The following is a 21,166-nucleotide window of genomic DNA, read 5'->3' as shown; positions in this document are numbered from 1 at the left end:
ACGATCGATCAGGGTCGTTACAATGCGGGTTTGCACTCCAGCCGGACCCGTCATGCAAGATCAGATACTCCAAGCCCTGCGTCTTCGCGACGCCGACCAGGCCGTGCAGCTGGCCACCCGCTGGATCGCCGCCGAGCCCCAGCAGCCCCAGGCCTACCGCTGGCACGCGCTGGCGCTGCAGCAGCAGGGCCAGTTGGCGGCTGCGGTTGAGAGCCTGCAGCGCGCGCTGGAACTTGCCCCGGACGATGCCGACCTGCACCTGCAGCACGCTGGCCTGCTGCTGGCACTGCACCAGTTCGAAGACGCCGAAGCGGCGCTTGGCCGCACCACCGGTTTCAATCCCAACGAACTGTCGGCCTACCTGATGCAGGCGCACCTGGCATTGGCGCGCAACGACGTGGACGAGGCGGAAAAGCAGCTCAAGCTGGCCTCGCGCGTGGATGCCGGGAATCCCGAAGTGGTGGCGCTGTCGGGGATGCTGGCACTGCGCCGTGGCGCGCTGGATGAAGCGCTGGCCCAGCTGTCCAGCGCCGTGCGGGCGCTGCCGGATGATCCGCGCATCGTGTATGCACTGGGTACGGCCTACCTGCGCAAGGACATGCTGGCTTTCGCCGAACAGGCATTCCGCCGCGTGCTGGTTCTGAACCCGAAGATGACCGCGCTGCATGGGCTGCTGGTGCAACTGGCACTGCGCCAGGACAACCCGGCCGCAGCGGCCGAGATCATCGAGCAGGCCCTGCAGCAGCCCGGGCAGGACAGCGTGGCGATGCGCCGCTTTGCCGCGCAGATGGCCCTGCAGTCCGGCCAGCCCCTGCAGGCGCGCGACCACCTTCGCCCGCTGCTGGCCAGCAACGCGGGCGATCCGCAGCTGCTGCAGCTGCTGTTGATGGCCTGGCAGCGGCTGGGCCGCGACGAAGAAGCGCGTACCGAACTGGATGCGGTGCTGGCCGACCACGACCAGCTGCACAATCTGTGGCTGGCCCGCCTGTCGGTGGAAGGCGTGGGCAGCGAAGGCGCCGTGGCCGTGGGCGAGCGTTGGCTGGCGGCGATGCCGGCGCACCTGCCGGCGCTGGAGACCCGCATGCGCCTGCATGACATGAACGGCGAACAGGACGCAGCCGAAGCCATGGCAGAGCGCATCCTGGCGCTTGAACCGGGCCGTGTCAGCGGCGCCACGCGACTGGTGGACGGGCTGGTACGGCGCGACCCCGCCGCCGCTGCAGCCCGTGTGCAGCAGATGGTGGACGCGGCCGAAGGACGCGCCAAGGAAGACCTGCGCACCTGGCTGGGCGAAGTGCATGACCGTGGCGGCCAGCCGCGCGAGGCCCTGCGTACCTGGCTGGACCTGCATGCCGACAACGTGGCCAACCGCCTGCCGCTGCCGCCGCAGGCCAAGCCACCGTCCAGCTGGCCGGCACTCGGCGAGGTCGATCCGGAGCTGGCGTCGCGCCCGATGTTCTTGTGGGGCGCACCCGGTTCGAACGTGGAAAAAGTGATGAGCGCGCTCAGCGCGGCCAGTCCGCTGGTGCGCGTTGACCGCTTCAGCGCCACGCCGCCGGACGATGCCTTCCAGAACTACAACACGCTGCAGGATCTGGCCTCGGGCAAGCTGACGCCGCAGGCGCTGGTGGACGGTTGGCGTGCGTGCCTGCCTTCGCGCGGCTTGGCCAACGACACGGTGATCGACTGGTTGCCATTCTGGGACAACGCCCTGCTGTGGGCGCTGCGACCCGCGTTGCCGCAGGGGCGCCTGCTGGTGGTGCTGCGCGATCCGCGCGACATGCTGCTGGACTGGATCGCCTATGGCTCCGGCGCGCAGCTGGCGATCACCAGCCTACAGGAAGCCGCCGAATGGCTGACCCGTGCGCTGACCCAGGTTGCCGTCCTGAGCGAGCAGGACCTGTATCCAAACGTGCTGGTGCGCGTGGACGCGGCGGGCAACGATCCACAGGCGATGGCGCTGCTGCTCAGTGAGGTGATGGGCGTGCAGCTGCCACCGGCACCGAACATCGGTCCGCCGCGCCTGCCGAGCGGCCATTGGCGCAACTACCGCGAGGTCATGGGCGCTGCCATCGATCTGCTGACCCCGGTCGCGGTTCGCCTGGGTTACCCGGAGGAATGAGCCACATGCAACTGACCAGCACCAGCCTGACCAACGGCGCACCGATCCCACGCGAGTTCGCCGCCGGCGATGCCGATGGGTTCGCCCCGGATCGCAATCCTCAGCTGGCGTGGAGCGGGGTGCCGGAGGGCACCCGTTCCTTCGCGCTGATCTGCGTGGATCCGGATGTGCCGACGATCGCCGACACCGTCGGCCGCCAGGACATGACCATTCCGCGCGACCAGCCGCGCTGTGACTTCGTGCACTGGGTGATGGCCGACATTGCCGCGGACGTGCGCGAGCTTGCTGCCGGCAGCTGCAGCGATGGTTTCGTGGCCAAGGGCAAGACCGCGCCGGCCGGCCCGGCGGGCAGCCGCCAGGGACTGAACGATTTCACCGGATGGTTCGCCGGCAATCCGGACATGGCCGGTGACTACCTGGGCTATGACGGCCCGTATCCCCCGTTCAACGACGAGCGCATGCACCGCTACTTCTTCCGCGTGTTCGCGCTGGACGTGGCGACGCTGGAGCTGCCGACGCCGTTCACCGCCGGCGACGTGCATCGTGCGATGCAGGGCCACGTGCTGGCCGAAGCTTCACTGCATGGCACTTACACGTTGAATCCTTCGCTGTAAGAAGCAACGGCAACAGCTGCAGGGCTGCGTGTTGGCGGGGCGGGGTGGCTGTGCAGGACACGCCGTGAATCCATCCATGGAGGCTCGCTTTTCGCATCCATGCGAAAAGACGGTCCTGCACAGCCACCCCGCCCCACCTTCGACAGGTCCATGGTGGCCTGGGACGTGCGCCTTGGTAGCGCCGACCCATGGTCGGCGGAATGTTCCCGCCAACAGCCCGCTGCGCTCGCCGACCATGGGTCGGCGCTACCGCTTTTCCATTTTTCTTATTACGCGGCTGGCGGCATCCGGAACCTGTCCAGGGGCCGGGCGGTGGTGCCGGGCGGTGGGGCTGGGCGGGGGCGTTGAGCGCCATGGATGGCGCGAAACGAGGCCCGCAGGAGCGGCTCTTGCCGTCCCCCGACCAGCCCCCCCGCCCGACCCCAATCACGTAACCTGCTTTTCCAGCAGCACGCCGCGAGGGGGTCTCACCCGCTCGCCGTCACTTCTCGACAGCCGACTCCACCACCATGTCCAGCACGTACGCCTGCGAGGACGCATCCGCCGGCGGATTGGCCACTTTGAAGCGGTTCACCCGCAGTACGTTGCGGGTGCCGGCCTCGTGGGTGTAGCCCTCGATGCTGTCGTAGAAGTTCTCGAACGCGCCCGGCTGGCCCTGCTTCAGTCCTTGGTCGTCGAACTGCACTTCGCGCACCTGCAGGCACTGCTTGTCCTTGATCAGCGGATGCGGGCACGGCTTGGTCTGCGCGGCCACCTCCAGGAACACGCGCTCACCCGGGCCACCGAAGCGGGTCTCGGCCGTGGGCTCCGGCGCGAACACCAGCACCTCACCTTGGGCGGTGCGCAGGGTCAGCTCGCCGTTGTCGCCCAGTTCGGTCTTCAGGGGGCCCTGCAGGCGGCTGCCCACGGCCTCGTCCAACGCCATCAGGTCCGGATTGCAGGCCATCTGTGTGGATGCCAGCTGCGACAGCACCAGGTTGCCATCAGCCAAGCTGTAACCGCCGTTCATGCCGTTGCAGGTGTTGGACACCGATACGCGGCCATCGCTGAAGTCCAGCGTCACTGGCTTGTCGGCGCGTGCGAACAGCGCGTCGATGCGCTTGCCGTCTGCCCCGGTGGCGTCCTTCAGGCGCCAGTGCTGGCCCTGCAGGCGCTGCACGTCCAGATGCGCGACGGTCTTCTGTGCGGCGGCCGCGGCCGGTGCCGGAGCGAGGTCGTCGGCATTGCCCGCCGGGGCCGGGTTCTGGCTGCAGGCCGCCAGCAATGCCAGCGGCAGGGACAGGATCAGGGTGCGCTTCATTTGGATTCTCCTTGGATTGCCTGGTTCAGAACGGATGCGCGCGCCGGGTGGGGTCACGCGCATCCAGCAGCATTCAGTTGCCGGCAGGCAACCACAGCAGCAGTCCCGCGCCGAGCAGGATGCGGTACACCGCGAAGGCGGTGAATCTGTGCGACTTGATGTAGCCCAGCAGCCACTTCACTACGACGAAGCCGGTGACGACCGCGGCAAGGAACGCCACGCTCACGTCGGTCCAGTTCTCGCTGGCCAGCTTGCCTTCCTTGGCCAGTTCCAGGAAGGCATACGCGCTGGCGGCGAACATGGTCGGGATGCCCACCAGGAACACGAACTCGGTGGCCGCCGCACGGCGGCTCAGGCCCAGCAGCATGGCCAGGAAGATCGCCGATGCCGAGCGCGACGTACCCGGGAACACACCGGCCACCACCTGCGCGATGCCCACGCCGATGGCCACCGTCCAGGTCACCTGGTCTCGATCGGGCAGGCGTGCCGTATAGGCCTCCACCAGCAGCATCCAGATGCCACCGATGATCAGCGCCCACGCTACCGGACTCACTGTTTCGGGCAGTTCCCAGCCGGCCAGGCGCACCGGCAGGCCGACCACCGCGGTCACCAGGAAGGCCGTGCCCAGCTTCATCACGTAGTCGCGGTTCTCACGCTGGTGCAGGCCGGTGGCGAGCGTCCACAGACGCTGGCGGAAGACCAGGGTGATGGCGAGGATCGCACCGGCCTGGATGACGATGTTGAAGAAGTCCGAGCGCGCGCCGAGCCAATGCTGGGCAATCAGCAGGTGCCCGGTGCTGGAGATGGGCAGGAACTCGGTGACGCCTTCTAGGATGCCCAGCAGCAGGGCGGAGAGCAGGTCTGACATGGAGGAGAAATCATCGGATGGCAGCAAAGGTGCCGACGAGGATAGACCATCTACCCACGCACCAAGGCAGTGCGCGGCGCTGGTAACGCACCACCATGGTGCGTTTTGTTGTGCACCATTCAGGCGCACGCTCATGCAAATCAACGGCTTGTGACGGTCCGAAAGTTGGCACGGAGATTGCTCTGGTAATTCCAGGCATTCAATTCCAACCGAGGTTCCACCCGATGTCCGTTGAAAACGTTGAGAAGCTGGTCAAGGACAACCAGATCGAGTTCGTCGATCTGCGTTTCGTGGACATGCGTGGCATCGAGCAGCACGTCACCTTCCCGGTCAGCATCATCGAAGCGTCGCTGTTCGAAGAAGGCAAGATGTTCGACGGCAGCTCCATCGCCGGCTGGAAAGGCATCAACGAATCGGACATGGTGCTGCTGCCGGATCCGTCCAGCGCCTACGTGGACCCGTTCTACGCCGACCCGACCATCGTCATCAGCTGCGACATCCTCGACCCGGCCACCATGCAGCCGTACGGCCGTTGCCCGCGCGGCATCGCCAAGCGCGCAGAAGCCTTCCTGAAGTCCAGCGGCATCGCCGAGCAGGCCTTCTTCGGCCCGGAGCCGGAGTTCTTCATCTTCGATTCGGTCCGCTTCGCCAACGACATGGGCAACACCTTCTTCAAGGTCGATTCCGAAGAAGCCGCCTGGAACACCGGTGCCAAGTATGACGGCGCCAACAGCGGCTACCGTCCGGGCGTGAAGGGCGGTTACTTCCCCGTGCCGCCGACCGATTCGCTGCACGACCTGCGCGCGGAAATGTGCAAGACGCTGGAACAGGTCGGCATCGAAGTGGAAGTGCAGCACCACGAAGTGGCCACCGCCGGCCAGTGCGAGATCGGCACCAAGTTCAGCACCCTGGTGCAGAAGGCCGACGAACTGCTGCGCATGAAGTACGTGATCAAGAACGTGGCCCACCGCAACGGCAAGACCGCGACCTTCATGCCCAAGCCGATCGTCGGTGACAACGGCAGCGGCATGCACGTGCACCAGTCGCTGTCCAAGGGCGGCACCAACCTGTTCTCCGGTGACGGCTACGGTGGCCTGAGCCAGCTGGCACTGTGGTACATCGGCGGCATCTTCAAGCACGCCAAGGCGATCAACGCCTTCGCCAACGCCGGCACCAACAGCTACAAGCGCCTGGTCCCGGGCTTCGAAGCACCGGTGATGCTGGCCTACTCGGCCCGCAACCGTTCGGCCTCGTGCCGCATCCCGTTCGTGACCAACCCGAAGGCGCGCCGCATTGAAATGCGCTTCCCCGATCCGATCCAGTCCGGCTACCTGACCTTCACCGTGCTGATGATGGCCGGCCTGGACGGCATCAGGAACCAGATCGACCCGGGCGCACCGAGCGACAAGGACCTGTACGACCTGCCGCCGGAAGAAGAGAAGCTGATCCCGCAGGTCTGCTCCTCGCTGGACCAGGCGTTGGAAGCCCTCGACAAGGACCGTGAGTTCCTCAAGGCCGGCGGCGTGATGGACGATGATTTCATCGACGGTTACATCGCGCTGAAGATGCAGGAAGTCACCAAGTTCCGTGCGGCCACCCACCCGCTGGAATACCAGTTGTACTACGCCAGCTGAGCACGCGCGGCGATGGCGGAGGATACCCCTCCCACCTTCGTCATCGCCGCATCTTTTCCGGCTGGGGAGCCGGGATGGATGAAGCCTGCAACGCGGTAGCAAGTGCTCCATCCGTTCAGGGGCAAGCAAGACCGGACGCGCGTCATGGGCCTACCTCCCTCCCGCGTCACTGGCTGTGTTTGGAGAGAGACACAGCCGCCAGGGCCCAGACCACGTTCGGCGCAACAGCCACGGCCACCCCGCGGGGTGGCCGGTGGTTGCAGACGCCACGGCCTGCATCGGCCGTGGACCCATCCACCATCGGGATATGCGCATGAAACTGATCTCCGCCATCATCCGGCCGTTCAAGCTCGACGAGGTCCGCGAGGCCCTCTCCGATGCGGGCGTGTCCGGCATCACCGTGACCGAAGTGAAAGGTTTCGGTCGCCAGAAGGGCCACACCGAGCTGTACCGCGGCGCCGAGTACGTCGTCGATTTCCTGCCCAAGATCAAGATTGAAACCGTAGTGACCGACGAGCGGACCGATGCGGTGATCGAAGCGATCCAGAACGCAGCGGGCACCGGCAAGATCGGCGACGGCAAGATCTTCGTCACGCCTGTCGAACAGGTCATCCGCATCCGCACCGGCGAAATCGGCGCGGACGCGCTGTAACCCACTCGGAGATCCCTCGCATGAAGATTCGACTGTTCGCCGGGTGGCAAGCCCGGTTCCATCTGGTGTGCCTGCTGATGCTGCTCAGCGCATTGGCCGTGGGTGCGTTCCCCGGCGCTGCGCATGCCCAGGCGCAGGTCACCCCGGTGCCAACCGAAGAAGTGACCGTCGAGCCGCTGGCCGCCGAGCCGGTCGCCGCACCGGTGGCCGAAGCGGCCGCCACGCCCACCTTCGACCACGGTGACGTGGCCTGGATGCTGACCTCCACGCTGTTGGTGCTGCTGATGGTGGTGCCGGGCCTGGCGCTGTTCTACGGCGGCCTGGTGCGTTCGAAGAACGTGCTTTCGGTACTCAGCCAGATCCTGGTGGTGTTCTCGCTGGTGATCATCCTGTGGGTGGCCTATGGCTACAGCGCGGTGTTCAGCGAAGGCAACCCGTTCTTCGGCTCCTTCACCCAGTTCGCCTTCCTGAAGGGCTTCTCGCCCGACTCGGTCGGGAACACGCCGATCGCCGGCCTGCCGGATTATCTGTTCGTCGCCTTCCAGTCCACCTTCGCCGGCATCACCACCGCACTGATCGTCGGCGCCTTCGCCGAACGCATCAAGTTCAAGGCGGTGATCCTGTTTTCTATCCTGTGGTTCACCCTCAGCTACATCCCGATGGCGCACATCGTCTGGGGTGGCGGTTACCTGGGCGAAATGGGCGCGATCGATTTCGCCGGCGGCACCGTGGTGCACATCAACGCCGGCGTGGCCGGCCTGGTCGGCGCGTACTTCGTCGGCAAGCGCATCGGCTACGGCCAGACCGCGCTGAAGCCGCACAACGTGGTGTTCACCTATATCGGCGCGATGCTGCTGTGGGTGGGCTGGTTCGGCTTCAATGCCGGCTCGGCCGCAGCCGCCGACACCGTCGCTTCGCTGGCCTTCCTCAACACCATCCTGGCCACGGCCGCGGCGGTGGTGGGCTGGACGCTGGTGGAGGCGATCACCAAGGGCAAGCCGTCCGCACTGGGCGCCGCCTCCGGCGCGGTTGCCGGCCTGGTCGGCATCACGCCGGCCTGCGGTACCGTCGGCCCGATCGGCGCGCTGGTCATCGGCGTGGTCTCCGGTGCGCTCTGCGTGTGGGGCGTCACCGGCTTGAAGCGCCTGTTGAAGGTCGATGACACCGCCGATGTGTTCGGCGTGCATGGCATCGGTGGGATCGTCGGTGCACTGCTCACCGGTGTGTTCAGCGCGCAGTCGCTGGGCGGCACCAAGGCCGACCTGGATATCGGCCACCAGGTGTGGGTGCAGTTCGTCAGCGTGGCGTTCACCATCGTGTGGTGTGCCGTGGTGACCGCGCTGATCCTGCTGCTGGTCAAGGCGCTGGTTGGCCTGCGCGTCACCGAAGAGGCCGAGCGTACCGGCCTGGACGTGACCTCGCACGGCGAGTCCGCTTACGAGGTCTGATCGACCTGCTTGCTGCAGAACAACTTGTTGATGGCGCCTGCGTGCGCCGTGACCGGCGGTCCGGGGGCCGCCGGTTTTTTAATGGGTACAATCGGGGCATGACGATGATCCGCCACCTGGCCCTGCTGCTTTCCTGCGCGCTGCTGGCCGCCTGCGCCGGTGCGCCGGTAGAAGAGCGCAATCCGCTTGCCACGTGGGTGCCATCGGCCAACCACAACGCACGGATGCCGGTGATCATCGTGTTGCACCACACCGACCAGCATTCCGTGCAGCAGAGCCTGGATACCCTGCGCAGCGCCAACAGCGGCGGCAAGGTCAGCGCGCATTACCTGATCGGCGCCGACGGCAAGCGCTACCAGCTGGTCGCCGACGATCGGCGCGCCTGGCACGCCGGGCCGGGCCGGTGGGGCACCATCACCGATCTGAACTCGGCATCGATCGGCATCGAACTGGACAACGACGGCGACACGCCTTTCAGCCAGGCGCAGGTCCAGTCACTGATCGTGCTGCTGCAGGACCTCAGCACGCGCCTGCGGATTCCGCCCTCGCAGGTCATCGGCCATGCCGACCTGGCGCCTTCGCGCAAGCAGGATCCCAGCCGCTTCTTCCCGTGGCAGCAGCTCGCGCAGGCCGGCTTCGGGGTGTGGCCACGCGCTGCCGATGGGCTGCCGCCAGCGGGCTTCGATGCCTGGCAGGCGCTGGCTGCGTTCGGTTATCCGCTGGACGACCGGAATGCGGCCGTAGGGGCATTCCATCGGCGCTTCCGCGGCAGCGACGACCTGCCCCCGCTGCTGGATGCCGAAGATGCGCGCATCCTGCATTCGCTGCTGCTGCAGCAATAACCAGCGCTCTGAGGCACACTCAGCGCCCTTTTTTCAGATTTCCGGGCTGCTGGCCCGGGTAGGACAGTTCATGAACACCGACAAGAAGTATTACAAGCACCCGGCCGAATCGGACCTGGGCAAGGGCAACGTGCTGATGGAAGCCCGTGGCGAAAAGATCCTGCGCCAGGTCGAAGTGTACGGATTGCGCGCGGTGTGGTCCGATGCCTCCGGGCAGAGCGATGATCGCTTCCTGCTGGCCGATCAGCCGCTGTCTTTCTTCGATTTCGATGAAGATGACGAGATCAGCGCCCGTGAATTCGAAAGTGCCTGGAAGAAGGCGCGTGACGCATCGGGCACGCCCTGAGCGCTGGCGGTTCCAACGCCTTTTCATTCGCGCGACCGTCCCGCAATTCCGACTGAAATACCCCAGGTTTTGCACTACATTGGTGCAATGACTGTTTCCCTGCCGCCGCCCCTCGTTGAACAGCTCGGTACGCCGGTCGCCTGGGCCGATGCCGAAGGGCGCATCACCGGCTGCAACCCGGCGTTCGCGCGCTGGCTGGGGGTCAGCGGGCGTCGACTGGTCGGCCAGCCGCTGGTGGCGTTGGAAGCACAGGGCGATGCCCTCGCCCATTTCCTCGCCCGCGACGAGCGCGACAGCCTGCGCCTGCACCGGTTGGCGCTTGCGCTGCCGGGCGAGGGCGCACGTTTCGCTGAAGGCTGGATGAGCCGGCTGGATGACGGCGGCTGGCTGCTGGAAGCGCATCCGGTGGATGAATTTCCTGGCCTGGACCCGACCCAGGCCCTGCCCAGCGCGCTCAGTGCGGCGCTCAAAGGGCTCGCCCATGAGTTGCGCAATCCCCTGGCCGGGCTCAAAGGTGCGGCCCAGCTGCTGGCGCGCCGTATCGCCCAGCGCGATGCCGACGAGCGCGAACTGGTGGACCTGATCGGGACCGAAATCGAGCGCCTCAACAGCCTGCTGGATCAACTGCTGTCGCCCGCACCGGCCGCCCCGCACGCCGCGCTTAACATCCACGCCGCGCTGGAGCAGGTGCTGCGCCTGGCAGAAAGCGAAGCCGGCTGGGCGGTCAGGTTGCAGCGCGATTACGATCCCAGCATTCCGGAATTCAATGGCGATGCCGACCGTCTCAGCCAGGCGGTATGGAACCTGGTGCGCAACGCCATCCAGGCCGGTGCCGGCGGCATCACCCTGCGCACGCGGGTGGAGCACGGCGTGCGCATCGCCGAGCAGCTTCACCCGCTGGCACTGCGGCTGGAAATCGCCGACGACGGCCGTGGCGTGCCCGAAGAGCTTGCCGAACACCTGTTCCTGCCGCTGGTGAGTGGCCGCGCCGAGGGCACCGGACTGGGCCTGGCACTGGCCCAGCAGGTGGCGCGCGAACACCGCGGTACGCTGACCTATCGCTCGCGGCCGGGCCATACCGTATTCACCCTGCTGCTGCCGATCCGCGGCAGCGCCCCCCATGAGGTCGTGGCCCATGACTGACGCCCCGCATCCCGCCCACGCCGGCCAACGGGTCTGGGTGGTCGACGATGACCGCGCCGTGCGCTTCGTGCTCTCCACCGCGCTGCGCGATGCCGGTTACCAGGTGGAGGGGTTCGACAGTGCCGCCGCCGCGCTCGACGCGCTCACCCGCCAGCCGGTGCCGGCGCTGCTGTTCACCGATGTGCGGATGCCCGGCGACGATGGCCTGGTGCTGCTGGATAAACTGAAGGCAGCCCACCCGCAGCTGCCGGTGATCGTGATGTCCGCCTATACCGACGTCGCCAGCACCGCCGGTGCCTTCCGCGGCGGCGCGCACGAGTTCCTGTCCAAGCCGTTCGACCTGGACGATGCGGTCGCGCTGGCGCGGCGCGCGCTGCCGGGCGCCGAGGCACTGCTGCCCGACGATCCCGACCCGGGTGATGCCGGCCAAGCGGACCAGACGCCACAGTTGGTGGGGGATACGCCGCCGATGCGGGCCCTGTTCCGCGCCATCGGCAAGCTGGCGCAGGCGCCGCTGGCGGTGTTGATCACCGGCGAAACCGGCACCGGCAAGGAGCTGGTGGCCAGTGCGCTGCACCGCGAATCGCCGCGGTCGCGTGCACCGTTCGTTGCGCTGAATACCGCGGCCATTCCGGCCGAACTGCTGGAAAGCGAACTGTTCGGCCATGAAGCCGGTGCCTTCACCGGCGCACAGCGGCGCCATGTCGGCCGCTTCGAGCAGGCAGACGGCGGCACCCTGTTCCTGGATGAAATCGGGGACATGCCGCTGGCCTTGCAGACGCGCCTGCTGCGCGTGCTGGCACAGGGCGAATTCTTCCGCGTGGGCGGCCGCGAGTTGATCCACGTCGACGTGCGTGTGGTCGCCGCCACCCACCAGGACCTGGAAGGGCTGGTGGCGCAGGGGCGTTTCCGCGCCGACCTGCTGCACCGGCTGGACGTGGTGCGCCTGCAGCTGCCGCCGCTGCGCGAACGCCGCGACGACATCGCCCAGCTCGCCACCACGTTCCTGTCCGCGGCGTCGCACAAGCTCGACGGCCCGGCCAAGCGGCTGACTGCCTCCGCGCTGCAGGCCCTGCGTGAGCACGACTGGCCGGGCAACGTGCGCGAACTGGAAAACGTGTGCTGGCGGATGGCGGCGCTGGCAGCCAGCGATACCATCGGCGCGGCCGACGTGGAGATGGCGCTGAACCGGGGAGCCGCGCGCAGCGGCCCGCGCGCCGGCCATGCCGACCCCGGTCAGTGGGAAGCGCTGCTTTCGCAGTGGGCGCGGCAGCGACTGGCCGAAGGGGCCGAGGGCCTGCATGCACAGGTCCGCGAGCGCGTGGACCATGCATTGCTGGAAGCCGCCCTGCAGGTCACCCATGGTCGTCGCGCCGAAGCGGCCGCGCGGCTGGGGCTGGGCCGCAATACGTTGACCCGCAAGCTGGGCGCCGGCCGCCGGCGTGGCAGCCATTGAACCGAAATCCAAAGCTGCCTGTGCACGCTCGACACCTGGCGTTGATGTGTCGTGGACAGGCAGGCCCGTAACGTGCATTGCAAGGAGTCCACGATGTCCTCGATCCGCCTGATCCTGCCGGCTGCTGCCGGCGTGTTGTTGGTTGCCTGCGGTACCACGCCGCCGCCGCCCGCTGCGCCGCCGGTGGCGGTGAGCGTGGTGAGTACCGCGCAGATGGCCGAAAGCAATCTGTCGCCTGCTTCGGCCAGCATCGTCAGCGGTCGCCTCGCCCTGGTGCCCGAAGCCGGTGGCGTGCACGTGACCGGCGTGATCGGCGGACTGCAGCCGCTGCAGCAGCCGGCGTTCCACGTGCACGAGCGTGGTGACTGCAGCGCCGTGGATGCCAGCAGCGCGGGCAATCATTTCAACCCGACCCAGCAGCCGCATGGTGCGCCGGGCAGCGGGCCGCACCACCTTGGCGACATGCCCAACCTGCGCGCCGATGCGCAGGGCCGGGCCAACGTCGACATCCACCTGCGAGGCGTCACCCTTGGCGGTGGCGCCGCCAACGACATCGCCGGACGTGCACTGATCGTGCACGCCCAGTCCGACGATCATCGGAGCCAGCCTGCCGGCAATGCCGGCGCACGCATCGCCTGCGGCCTCATCCGCGTCACGAAGTAGCCTTTGGGCTGCGGGCCCTGCACCCATCCAATGGAGAACCACCTGATGCGCCTGATCCACACTTCGCTGTTCGTTGCCGTTGCCGCCCTTGGCCTGAGCGCCTGCAACAAGCAGCCGGAAAACGCCGCCGACACCGTCGCCGCGGCCACCCCGGCCGAAGCCACCGCGGCCACCCCCCCGGCCGACGCCCCGCCGCCGATGACCGGCCCGACCGCAGAAGCCGGCGCCACCGCCGTCGCCGAACTGGCACCGACCCAAGGCAATGAAACCAAGGGCTCGGTCAGCTTCAAGCTGGTCGACGGCCGCGTCCACGTCACCGGCCAGGTCAGCGGCCTGAAGCCGGGCAGCGAGCACGGCTTCCACATCCACGAGAAGGGCGACTGCAGCGCACCGGATGGCGCCAGCGCCGGCGGCCACTTCAACCCGGGCACCCAGGACCACGGCAGCGTGGCCAGCGACCCGCACCACGGCGGCGACATGCCCAACATCACCGCCAACGCCGAAGGCGTAGCGACCATCGACGCCCCGGTCTCGACCAACGTCAACATCGGCAAGGGCGACGGATTCGACATCATCGGCCGCGGACTGATCGTCCACGCCGACGCCGACGACTACAAGACCCAGCCCACCGGCAACGCCGGCGCCCGCCTGGCCTGCGCCGTAATCAAAGCCCCGTAACAAATCAGCTGCACGCAAACAGGAACGCCGGCAAAAGCCGGCGTTCTGCTTTCAAATCCCCACCCCGCCGCCGGCGCCAGAAATCCGTCAGCAGAGGCGATGGTCCGGGTCAGGCAGGACCGTCTGTTGCCATGGATGGCAACAGCGAGCCCCCAAGGACGGGTTCACGGCGTGTCCTGCATGACCCGGACCATCGCCTCACCCCGACAAAATCAAAGCGCCGAGCAGCAGAAATTCACCGTTCCAACAAAGCCCGCGCATCCTGCCCCGCCTCGCAATGCACGAACAACACCGGCACCCCGTGCGCCTCCAACACCGCCGCCATCTGCCGCTGTCGCATCAGGTACTGCTCATACACGCCCTTCAACTGCTCGCAGTCATTGCGCCCGTGCGCGTAGTACGTGCACCAGCCTGCCGGATCGAACAGCGCCATCCGCGCCTCCCCCTGCGTATAACGCAGCAACGGCTCCGGCGCGGCATCCAGCCATTCGTCCTGCTCCGGCGCCATGATCGCCGTCTCGATCAGCGGCCATAGGATCGCCAGGCCCTGGTTGTCGTACTGCATTGACATCATCGCGGCGAGATCGTTCACGGTGAAATAGCGTGCATGTTCCACGCGTGCCCCAAACGCCTTCTGCGCCAACAGAGCGGTATCGGCATGCGCCATGCCCTCGGCCAGCAGCACCGTTTCCAGCGCATCGGATACCGCTGCGGTGGTCGCCGCGTCCGTGCCGGTCAGCAGGAACGGCAGCACGCGCAGGCCGCCGCCTTTCAGCGTGGCATCGGCCTGGAACGGCAGCGGCACATCGCCATTGGCATCGGCGCCGAAGGCCAGCAGGCGCGGGCCCTGGCTGCGACCCGGTGCGCGCATCTGCAGCTCTTCCAGGCGGCGGTGGATCGGCCAGCCCGGACGCAGTACTTCGGCTGGGTCGAAATGCGCCGCGGCGAACACCAGGTCCAGCTCGCTGGCCTGTGGCACCAGCTTGGCCAGGTCGCGGCCGATCCTCTCGGCCAGTTCGCCGGATTGGTCGGCGGTCAGTGCGGCCTGCGTGGGCGACTGCCCATCGGCGAGCTCAAGGGCCAGCACGCCGATGGCGTTCATGGCGGGGTCGGTTTTGCTCATGGTTTCACGGTTGGCCCATCACAGGGCGGCAGCTACACTTGGGACCATTATGCCTGCCATGTCGTGCAGGCCATGTTGCAGACACCCTATCCCATGCCAGGTATGTCCATGCCCAACGCCCGACCCGTCGCCATCCTCGGTGGCGTCCGTATTCCGTTCTGCCGCCAGAACACCGCATATTCGGATGTCGGCAACCTCGGCATGTCGGTGCGTACGCTCGGCGCCCTTGTCGAACGGTTCGGCCTGCATGGCCAGCAGCTCGGTGAAGTCGCGATGGGGGCGGTGATCAAGCACTCCAGCGACTGGAACCTCGGCCGTGAAGCCGCCCTGTCCTCGGGGCTGTCCGCGCTGACGCCCGGCATCACCATGCAGCGTGCCTGCGGCACCTCGCTGGACACCATCATCGCGGTGGCCAACAAGATCGCCCTGGGCCAGATCGAATCGGGCATCGGTGGCGGTTCGGATACCACCTCCGACGTGCCGATCGTCTATGGCAAGAAGCTGCGTGCCCGCCTGCTGGCCGCCAACCGGGCCAAGAGCCCCGGCGACAAGATCCGCGCGCTGACGCGGGGCTTCAAGTTCTCCGAATTCAAGCCCGAGTTCCCCGGCGTGGCCGAGCCGCGTACCGGCAAGAGCATGGGCGACCACTGCGAAGACATGGCCAAGGAATGGAACATCTCGCGTGATTCGCAGGATGAGTGGGCGGTGTCCTCGCACCGCAAGCTGGCCGCCGCGTACGAGCGTGGCTTCTTCAACGACCTGATCGCCCCGTTCCGCGGCGTGGAGCGCGACAACATCCTGCGCGCCGACACCTCGTTGGAAAAGCTGGCCACGCTGAAGCCCGCCTTCGACAAGGTCTCCGGCCGCGGCACGTTGACCGCCGCCAACTCCACCCCGCTGACCGATGGCGCCTCGGCAGTATTGCTGGCCAGCGAAGAATGGGCGCGTGCGCACGGCCACGAACCGCTGGCCTACCTGCGTGACTCGCAGGTTGCAGCGGTCGATTTCGTGCACGGCGAAGGTCTTTTGATGGCCCCGACCGTGGCCGTACCTGAGATGCTCAAGCGCAACGGCCTGACCCTGCAGGATTTCGACATCTACGAAATCCATGAAGCGTTCGCCGCGCAGGTGCTGTGCACGCTGCGCGCCTGGGAAAGCGAAGACTACTGCCGCAACCGCCTGGGCCTGGATGCTCCGCTGGGCCGCATCGATCCGGAAAAGATCAACCCGCTGGGTTCGTCGCTGGCAACCGGCCATCCGTTCGCGGCAACTGGTGCGCGGGTGATCGCCACGGCGGCCAAGCAGCTGGCCGAGCGCGGCGGTGGCCGTGCGCTGGTGTCGATCTGCACCGCCGGCGGCATGGGCGTGGTGGCGATCGTCGAACGCTGATGGGCGTGATCCGGTAGCGCCGAGCCCTGCTCGGCGAGCCGGCAGCCGGCAGCCGCATACGCCGAGCAGGGCTCGGCGCTACCTCAATGCTACCGAACGCGTGGGAAACCGTTGTCGTCGCGCGGCTCACCGGCGTCGTACACCGGCGGCACCGGCGCCATCACCTGCTCTTCCACCGTCGCGCGCGGGGCCACCACCACGGCCGGCTCCGGGCGTACCAGCGCGATGCTGTCTTCGCCGCGCTGCTCGCGCAGTGCGTTGGCCAGGCATTGTGCGGCCAGCGTGGTCTCACCGCGGGCGAGCAACGATGCGCCCAGCGCTTCCCACGCCGATGCACCGGCGCCAGCGGCAATCGCCTCGTGCAGCAGCACTTCGGCCTCTTCGTTGCGGCCCTGTGCCAGCGCCACGCGACCCTGTGCCAGCAGCAACGCGGGCGAACCGTCGTGCACCCGGCGCCAGCGCACCAGGTTGGATTCGCGGGTCGCCAGCCGCGAAGCGGGCAGGGCACCGTACAGTTCCACCAGCTCATCGCTCCAGCGCTGGTCCAGCGCCTGTTCCAGCGCCAGCAGGGCCGGCTCGTCCCAGTCCAGCGCCACCGCACGTGCGGCATAGGCCGATACCACCGCAGGGTCGGCACGCAGCGCCTTCGGCGTGGTCTCCCACTGCGCGGCGAGTGCATTGACGTCGGCCGCTTCCAGCAGCGCCTGCGCCGCCAGCCGGGCTTCCAGCGTGGTCAGGGCATCGGCGGGCAGTACCTTGCTCTGGCGCAGCGCACCCAGCTGACCGTACGCCTCGTGGGCACGGCCGGCGCGGGCCAGCGCTTCACTGCGCAGCCACAGTCCGCGCGGCGGCAGTGGCTGCAGGTTGGCCGCATCCAGGGTGTTGATCGCATCCACCGGCAGATCGTCGGCGAGCAGCTGTTCGGCGCGCAGCAGCGCCAGGCTGGTGGCATCGGCCGCGCCCAGGCGCTGCAGGTAGCTCTGGCTGGCGGCGTCGTCACCGCGCGCACGCGCACTGCGCGCTGCGTTGGCCAGCGCCACGCCGGTCACTTCCTGGTCCTGGGCCGCGCCGTCGAACAGCTTCTCCGCGCGCTGCCAATGGCCGTGTTCATAGGCCTGCAGGCCATCCACCAGGCGCACGCGGCCCTGCTTGCGGCGATAGCGGCCCCAGGCGCGGAAGGGTGAAGCGATCAGGCTCCACAGCAGCCACAGCACCAGCAGCGTCACCAGCACCAGCAACGCGACCTGCGGCAGGGTGCTTCGGTAATCGGTACCGCCGTAGCGGAAGATCACTTCGCCATACTGGTTCAGCGTGTTGGCGCCCAGCCACTGCGCGCCGACGACGCCCAGCGCCACGGCCAACAGCAGCACGATCAGGGATTGCAACGGCTTCATAACGGGGTCTCTCCATCGCGCAAAGTACGCAGTTGTTGCAGGGTGCTGCCCAGTTCCGGTGCGCCTAGGCGCAGCGGCGCCGAGCGCAATGCACGCAGTTCAGCACGCTGCCTGCGCAGGTCCGGTGAATCCGGCCACAGCCGGGTCATCCCGTGTTCAATCCGGTCCAGCGCCTGCTGCAGGGCGGGGCTGTCGCCGCGTTCCACCGCGGCGCGGGCAAGGGTCAGCTCCACCTGCAGCGCGTCGGCACCGGCCACGCGCTGGGCATCGGTCAGCGGGCCACTGAGGCGGCTGGGGGTGATCTGCACGAACGGGGCCAATGCGACCTCCCACCACGGTCGTTCCCGTGCGGTGTTGGCCGGGGACGCCGGGGACTGCAGCGGCAGCGTCTGCAACGCCTGCGCGAAGGTCGCCAGACGCAGCCGTGCATCAGCCCGCGGCCCGTTGCCTGCAGCATCAAGCACGTTGCGTTCCTGCAGCAGCGCCTGGCGCAGGTTCAGCCCGCTGGCGGCCGGCAGGTCTTCCAGCTGGGTGGCGGCGAGCGCATACAGCCTGCGCGCACCGGCCAGGTCATCGGCGCCATCCAGCCGCTGCGCGGCTTGGGTCAGCAGCAGCTCGGCCTCGTCCACATGCAAAGCGTGGCTGTCCTGGCGGGCGCTTTCGGCGAGCCGCGCCAGGTTCTCTTCAATCAAGGCGCTGCGCTGGCCCAAGCCCAGCACTTCATCGCGCAGCACGCGGTTGGTGCTGGCCGCGTCCTGCAGCCGCGCACTGGCCGCGCGCTGGTCGCGACGCAGCGCCTCCACGCTGTCCAGCAGGCCCTGCAGCCGGACCGCGTCGGCCTGCGACTGCAGGCGGGCACGTTCCTGCCATTGCTGCACGGCATGCCATCCCCAGCCGCTGGCCGCTACCAGCAGCAGGACAAGGATCAGCGGGACGATCCAGCGCAGCGACCGCTGCGGCGGGGTAGGTGGGGGAGTTTCAGTCATCAGGACAGCATCCCTGTTGCATGCGCCAGCGGCAAGCAGCGCGGATGGGAGGGGCAGCGCCGAGCCATGTTCGGCGGCAGCGGATCCGGACATCACCACGCCTGATGGATCCCGCCGAGCGTGGCTCGGCGCTACCGGGTCTGCTTCACATCAGCGTGCAGTGCCAGCGCGGCGGCGGCCATCTGGCTGGGCGTCGGTCCGGCGGCCAGCCGCACCGGGGCCAGCCCCAACGCCCGTGCCTGCACCGCCAGTCGCTCGCTGGCGACCACCACCGCCATGGCGGCCTGCCAGCGCGCCTGCCACGCCGGCGACAACTGCGCCCAGACACGCTCCAGTGCTTCGCCACTGCTGACCGCCAGTACCCACGGCCGTGGTGATCGCGACAACCGCGCCAGCGCCCGCGCCGGCAGCTGCACTGGCACACGACGATAGACGTCGGCGCGCAGCAGCCGGGCACCGCGCGCCTGCAGATCGGCAGCAATCAACCCGCGTCCGCCGGGTGCGGTGACCAGGCCTATCGTCATTCCCTGCACGTCGGACAGTACGGGCAACGCCAGCAGGCCCTCGCTGTCCATCCGCGACGGCGCGATGGCATGCTCGATACCGTGCGCACGCAGCGCGCGCAGCGTGCCTTCACCCACTGCCAGCCAAGGCCGTTCGGGAGCATTCAGGAAACCACCGTCGCAGGAGGCCGCGGCGGCCACCGCGGCCGGGCTGGTGAAGATCACCACCGAGGCCTGCAATGCCGTGCACAAGGCGCGAGCCCCTGCGGCGTCAGGCCGACGCTGCAGCCGCCACGGCGACAAACCGACCGTACACGCGCCTGAATGGGCCACGGCGGCACGCAGCACCGCGTGCTGCCCCTTCGGGCGCAACGACACCAATGTCCAACCACACGGTTTCGCATGTTTATCCATTGCCTGCATTATGCGGGCCCGCGTTGTTGCAGGTGTAACCACCGATGTCCGTCGAACCCGTTTCCTCTTCGCTGCTGGTCCTGCAACAGGTGCTCGACAGCATGCCGCCGGTGCGGGCGATGCAATTGCGCCTGGAAGGCTACGCCGATGGCCAACTGCAGCTGACCGCGCCCCTGGCGGTCAACGTCAATGACAAGGGCAACGCCTTCGGTGGCAGCCTGGCCTCGGCCATGACCCTGTCCGGCTGGGCCCTGGTGACCCTGCGCCTGCGGCTGGCCGGCTTTGAAGCGGAGGTGTACGTGGCCGACAGCCAGCTGCGCTACCGCGCCCCGGTGTACGGCGACCTGCATGCACAGGCGCAGATCGACCCGGACAGTGACTGGGACACCTTCCTGTCCACGTTCAAGCAGCGCGGCAAGGCGCGGATCGGCGTGGTCGCGGTGCAGCCCGGGACCGAGGGCAAGCCGGCCGCTGAACTCAGCGGTCGTTTCGTTGCCTTCGCCAAAGGGTAGGATGGCAGGCTGATGCCTTGGGGAGCAGACCGTTGAAGCACCTGCACATGCGCCGCCTGATCCAGTTGTTGATGCTGTCCAGCCTGCTGGTCGCCTCGTTCATGACGCTGGCCGCCGATTTCAGCCGCAAACAGCGCACGATGCTGGAAGAGACCCAGAACGCCTACGGATCCACCATCCGCTGGGGCAGCATGGAAGACGCCGTCGGCTATCTCGACCCCGAAAGGCGCAAGACCAACCCGCCCACCGAATTCGAGCTCAACCGCTACTCGCAGCTGCGGGTTTCGGCCTACCGCGAGCGCAGCACGGCCTCGTTGCCCGATGGCACGGTGGAGCGCCGGGTGGAAATCGGCGTGATCAACATCAACACCCAGGCCGAGCGCCTGGTCACGGTCGTGGAGCGCTGGCGCTGGGATCCCGAAGGCAAGCGCTGGTGGCAGTTCAACGGCCTGCCGGATCTTTGGCAAGGGCATTGATGCCCGACCCGGCCCATCGCCGGCGGCCGGGCTGACGCCGGAAATCGCCGCTGGAATCCCGCGCCCACCGCCTTGTGCGACAATCGGCGCCCGCTTATCGACCCGTGACCTGCGTGAATTACGAAGAGTTGGTGGCCTTTGCAGGCCGAAACCCCATGCTGTCGGCCGCCCTGGTGGGCCTGACCGCCGCGATCATCGTCACTGAAATCCGCCGTCTGTTCCGTGGCTACAAGTCGCTCAAGCCTGCCGAACTGGTGCAGCTGATGAACGCCGGCGACGCCGTGGTGGTGGACCTGTCCGCCAGCAGCGACTTCGAAAAGGGCCACATCGCAGGCAGCAAGAACGTGCAGGCCAGCCAGTTCGGCCCGGAGCACAAGCTGGTGGCCGCGGCAAAGCAGCGCCCGGTGGTGCTGGTATGCCGTGCCGGCACCGCATCCGAAGCCGCTGCCAAGACCCTGAAGAAAGCCGGTTTCGAGCAGGTTGCCGTGCTCGATGGTGGCTTGCCGGCGTGGCAGCAGGCAGAACTGCCGCTGGTCAAGGGTCGTCATTGACCTGATGGCGCAGGCAGGGGTTGTGCACTGCATGGCCCGCCCCCATCGCTGT

At 67.7% G+C, this 21,166-nt stretch carries 21 protein-coding genes; 15 read left to right on the top strand and 6 right to left on the bottom strand.

Going from position 1 to position 21,166, the window contains the following annotated elements:
* Positions 1 to 52: 52 nt before the first annotated feature.
* Positions 53 to 2,122 carry a tetratricopeptide repeat protein gene (locus IFT63_RS14350; RefSeq protein ID WP_042612214.1) on the top strand — a complete coding sequence of 690 codons (2,070 nt, stop codon included), beginning with the start codon at positions 53 to 55 and terminating at the stop codon, positions 2,120 to 2,122.
* Between the two features lie 5 nt (positions 2,123 to 2,127).
* Positions 2,128 to 2,736, top strand: coding sequence for a YbhB/YbcL family Raf kinase inhibitor-like protein (locus tag IFT63_RS14345; RefSeq protein WP_042612215.1), 609 nt, complete (start codon positions 2,128 to 2,130; stop codon positions 2,734 to 2,736).
* A 481-nt stretch (positions 2,737 to 3,217) separates the two neighbouring features.
* On the opposite strand, the gene IFT63_RS14340 is transcribed toward IFT63_RS14345, so the two are convergent.
* Both IFT63_RS14340 and IFT63_RS14335 read right to left on the bottom strand, forming a co-directional pair.
* The gene (locus IFT63_RS14340; RefSeq protein ID WP_042614701.1) at positions 3,218 to 4,036 is read right to left on the bottom strand and encodes an META and DUF4377 domain-containing protein; all 819 of its coding nucleotides are present in this window, start codon (positions 4,034 to 4,036) and stop codon (positions 3,218 to 3,220) included.
* A gap of 73 nt (positions 4,037 to 4,109) precedes the next feature.
* Entirely contained in the window at positions 4,110 to 4,904 is a 795-nt protein-coding gene (locus tag IFT63_RS14335; RefSeq protein ID WP_192084813.1) for an undecaprenyl-diphosphate phosphatase, read from the bottom strand.
* A 224-nt stretch (positions 4,905 to 5,128) separates the two neighbouring features.
* Here IFT63_RS14335 and glnA point away from each other — a divergent pair, with 224 nt between their 5' ends.
* From glnA to IFT63_RS14290, 9 genes are all read left to right on the top strand, one after another.
* On the top strand, positions 5,129 to 6,538 hold the full coding sequence (gene glnA / locus IFT63_RS14330; RefSeq protein ID WP_042614703.1) for a type I glutamate--ammonia ligase: 1,410 nt from the start codon (positions 5,129 to 5,131) through the stop codon (positions 6,536 to 6,538).
* A 313-nt stretch (positions 6,539 to 6,851) separates the two neighbouring features.
* Positions 6,852 to 7,190 (top strand): P-II family nitrogen regulator, encoded by a 339-nt coding sequence (locus tag IFT63_RS14325; protein WP_042614733.1) that lies wholly within the window; start codon positions 6,852 to 6,854, stop codon positions 7,188 to 7,190.
* Between the two features lie 20 nt (positions 7,191 to 7,210).
* Complete coding sequence (gene amt / locus IFT63_RS14320) at positions 7,211 to 8,638, top strand: ammonium transporter (protein WP_192084811.1); 1,428 nt, start codon at positions 7,211 to 7,213, stop codon at positions 8,636 to 8,638.
* 98 nt (positions 8,639 to 8,736) lie between these two features.
* Positions 8,737 to 9,480 (top strand): N-acetylmuramoyl-L-alanine amidase, encoded by a 744-nt coding sequence (locus IFT63_RS14315; protein WP_042614705.1) that lies wholly within the window; start codon positions 8,737 to 8,739, stop codon positions 9,478 to 9,480.
* A 70-nt stretch (positions 9,481 to 9,550) separates the two neighbouring features.
* The gene (locus tag IFT63_RS14310; protein WP_042614706.1) at positions 9,551 to 9,826 is read left to right on the top strand and encodes a hypothetical protein; all 276 of its coding nucleotides are present in this window, start codon (positions 9,551 to 9,553) and stop codon (positions 9,824 to 9,826) included.
* Between the two features lie 87 nt (positions 9,827 to 9,913).
* Positions 9,914 to 10,969, top strand: coding sequence for an ATP-binding protein (locus IFT63_RS14305; RefSeq protein ID WP_192084808.1), 1,056 nt, complete (start codon positions 9,914 to 9,916; stop codon positions 10,967 to 10,969).
* Positions 10,962 to 12,425 (top strand): nitrogen regulation protein NR(I), encoded by a 1,464-nt coding sequence (gene ntrC / locus IFT63_RS14300; protein ID WP_192084806.1) that lies wholly within the window; start codon positions 10,962 to 10,964, stop codon positions 12,423 to 12,425. The genes IFT63_RS14305 and ntrC overlap by 8 nt, the downstream gene beginning before the upstream one ends.
* A gap of 93 nt (positions 12,426 to 12,518) precedes the next feature.
* Positions 12,519 to 13,088: a superoxide dismutase family protein gene (locus tag IFT63_RS14295; protein WP_042614709.1), complete on the top strand. Its 570-nt coding sequence runs from the start codon at positions 12,519 to 12,521 to the stop codon at positions 13,086 to 13,088.
* 45 nt (positions 13,089 to 13,133) lie between these two features.
* A complete protein-coding gene (locus IFT63_RS14290) occupies positions 13,134 to 13,766 on the top strand; it encodes a superoxide dismutase family protein (RefSeq protein WP_192084804.1) in 633 nt (210 codons plus the stop codon).
* 235 nt (positions 13,767 to 14,001) lie between these two features.
* Here the strand turns inward: IFT63_RS14290 and IFT63_RS14285 are convergent, their stop codons facing one another.
* Positions 14,002 to 14,889: a hypothetical protein gene (locus tag IFT63_RS14285; RefSeq protein ID WP_042614710.1), complete on the bottom strand. Its 888-nt coding sequence runs from the start codon at positions 14,887 to 14,889 to the stop codon at positions 14,002 to 14,004.
* 93 nt (positions 14,890 to 14,982) lie between these two features.
* Here IFT63_RS14285 and IFT63_RS14280 point away from each other — a divergent pair, with 93 nt between their 5' ends.
* A complete protein-coding gene (locus tag IFT63_RS14280) occupies positions 14,983 to 16,278 on the top strand; it encodes an acetyl-CoA C-acetyltransferase (protein WP_101101594.1) in 1,296 nt (431 codons plus the stop codon).
* An 89-nt stretch (positions 16,279 to 16,367) separates the two neighbouring features.
* On the opposite strand, the gene IFT63_RS14275 is transcribed toward IFT63_RS14280, so the two are convergent.
* From IFT63_RS14275 to IFT63_RS14265, 3 genes are all read right to left on the bottom strand, one after another.
* A complete protein-coding gene (locus IFT63_RS14275; protein ID WP_192084802.1) occupies positions 16,368 to 17,672 on the bottom strand; it encodes a heme biosynthesis HemY N-terminal domain-containing protein in 1,305 nt (434 codons plus the stop codon).
* Positions 17,669 to 18,658 carry a uroporphyrinogen-III C-methyltransferase gene (locus IFT63_RS14270; RefSeq protein ID WP_192084800.1) on the bottom strand — a complete coding sequence of 330 codons (990 nt, stop codon included), beginning with the start codon at positions 18,656 to 18,658 and terminating at the stop codon, positions 17,669 to 17,671. The genes IFT63_RS14275 and IFT63_RS14270 overlap by 4 nt, the downstream gene beginning before the upstream one ends.
* A 131-nt stretch (positions 18,659 to 18,789) precedes the next feature.
* A complete protein-coding gene (locus IFT63_RS14265) occupies positions 18,790 to 19,584 on the bottom strand; it encodes a uroporphyrinogen-III synthase (RefSeq protein WP_192084798.1) in 795 nt (264 codons plus the stop codon).
* A 35-nt stretch (positions 19,585 to 19,619) separates the two neighbouring features.
* Between IFT63_RS14265 and IFT63_RS14260 the strand changes: the two genes are divergently transcribed.
* The 3 genes from IFT63_RS14260 to IFT63_RS14250 all read left to right on the top strand — a co-directional run bounded on the left by IFT63_RS14260 (position 19,620) and on the right by IFT63_RS14250 (position 21,114).
* Positions 19,620 to 20,087, top strand: a complete 468-nt coding sequence (locus tag IFT63_RS14260) for a YiiD C-terminal domain-containing protein (protein WP_192084796.1) — start codon at positions 19,620 to 19,622, stop codon at positions 20,085 to 20,087.
* A gap of 47 nt (positions 20,088 to 20,134) precedes the next feature.
* A complete protein-coding gene (locus tag IFT63_RS14255) occupies positions 20,135 to 20,563 on the top strand; it encodes a hypothetical protein (protein ID WP_192084794.1) in 429 nt (142 codons plus the stop codon).
* Between the two features lie 113 nt (positions 20,564 to 20,676).
* Positions 20,677 to 21,114, top strand: a complete 438-nt coding sequence (locus IFT63_RS14250) for a rhodanese-like domain-containing protein (protein ID WP_042614736.1) — start codon at positions 20,677 to 20,679, stop codon at positions 21,112 to 21,114.
* Positions 21,115 to 21,166: the final 52 nt, after the last annotated feature.

Source organism: Stenotrophomonas sp. CFBP 13724, from assembly GCF_014841975.1.
Lineage (GTDB): Bacteria > Pseudomonadota > Gammaproteobacteria > Xanthomonadales > Xanthomonadaceae > Stenotrophomonas > Stenotrophomonas lacuserhaii.
The sequence above is the reverse complement of the archived record's forward strand: the minus strand, read 5'-3'. Positions and strand labels throughout refer to the sequence as shown.

What these genes read in the sequence shown, in the direction of transcription:
- IFT63_RS14350 (WP_042612214.1), top strand. Translation starts at nt 53, where the DNA reads ATGCAAGATCAGATACTCCAAGCCCTGCGTCTTCGCGACGCCGACCAG.
- IFT63_RS14345 (WP_042612215.1), top strand. Translation starts at nt 2,128, where the DNA reads ATGCAACTGACCAGCACCAGCCTGACCAACGGCGCACCGATCCCACGC.
- IFT63_RS14340 (WP_042614701.1), bottom strand. Translation starts at nt 4,036, where the DNA reads ATGAAGCGCACCCTGATCCTGTCCCTGCCGCTGGCATTGCTGGCGGCC.
- IFT63_RS14335 (WP_192084813.1), bottom strand. Translation starts at nt 4,904, where the DNA reads ATGTCAGACCTGCTCTCCGCCCTGCTGCTGGGCATCCTAGAAGGCGTC.
- glnA (WP_042614703.1), top strand. Translation starts at nt 5,129, where the DNA reads ATGTCCGTTGAAAACGTTGAGAAGCTGGTCAAGGACAACCAGATCGAG.
- IFT63_RS14325 (WP_042614733.1), top strand. Translation starts at nt 6,852, where the DNA reads ATGAAACTGATCTCCGCCATCATCCGGCCGTTCAAGCTCGACGAGGTC.
- amt (WP_192084811.1), top strand. Translation starts at nt 7,211, where the DNA reads ATGAAGATTCGACTGTTCGCCGGGTGGCAAGCCCGGTTCCATCTGGTG.
- IFT63_RS14315 (WP_042614705.1), top strand. Translation starts at nt 8,737, where the DNA reads ATGACGATGATCCGCCACCTGGCCCTGCTGCTTTCCTGCGCGCTGCTG.
- IFT63_RS14310 (WP_042614706.1), top strand. Translation starts at nt 9,551, where the DNA reads ATGAACACCGACAAGAAGTATTACAAGCACCCGGCCGAATCGGACCTG.
- IFT63_RS14305 (WP_192084808.1), top strand. Translation starts at nt 9,914, where the DNA reads ATGACTGTTTCCCTGCCGCCGCCCCTCGTTGAACAGCTCGGTACGCCG.
- ntrC (WP_192084806.1), top strand. Translation starts at nt 10,962, where the DNA reads ATGACTGACGCCCCGCATCCCGCCCACGCCGGCCAACGGGTCTGGGTG.
- IFT63_RS14295 (WP_042614709.1), top strand. Translation starts at nt 12,519, where the DNA reads ATGTCCTCGATCCGCCTGATCCTGCCGGCTGCTGCCGGCGTGTTGTTG.
- IFT63_RS14290 (WP_192084804.1), top strand. Translation starts at nt 13,134, where the DNA reads ATGCGCCTGATCCACACTTCGCTGTTCGTTGCCGTTGCCGCCCTTGGC.
- IFT63_RS14285 (WP_042614710.1), bottom strand. Translation starts at nt 14,889, where the DNA reads ATGAGCAAAACCGACCCCGCCATGAACGCCATCGGCGTGCTGGCCCTT.
- IFT63_RS14280 (WP_101101594.1), top strand. Translation starts at nt 14,983, where the DNA reads ATGCCAGGTATGTCCATGCCCAACGCCCGACCCGTCGCCATCCTCGGT.
- IFT63_RS14275 (WP_192084802.1), bottom strand. Translation starts at nt 17,672, where the DNA reads ATGAAGCCGTTGCAATCCCTGATCGTGCTGCTGTTGGCCGTGGCGCTG.
- IFT63_RS14270 (WP_192084800.1), bottom strand. Translation starts at nt 18,658, where the DNA reads ATGACTGAAACTCCCCCACCTACCCCGCCGCAGCGGTCGCTGCGCTGG.
- IFT63_RS14265 (WP_192084798.1), bottom strand. Translation starts at nt 19,584, where the DNA reads ATGCAGGCAATGGATAAACATGCGAAACCGTGTGGTTGGACATTGGTG.
- IFT63_RS14260 (WP_192084796.1), top strand. Translation starts at nt 19,620, where the DNA reads ATGTCCGTCGAACCCGTTTCCTCTTCGCTGCTGGTCCTGCAACAGGTG.
- IFT63_RS14255 (WP_192084794.1), top strand. Translation starts at nt 20,135, where the DNA reads ATGCGCCGCCTGATCCAGTTGTTGATGCTGTCCAGCCTGCTGGTCGCC.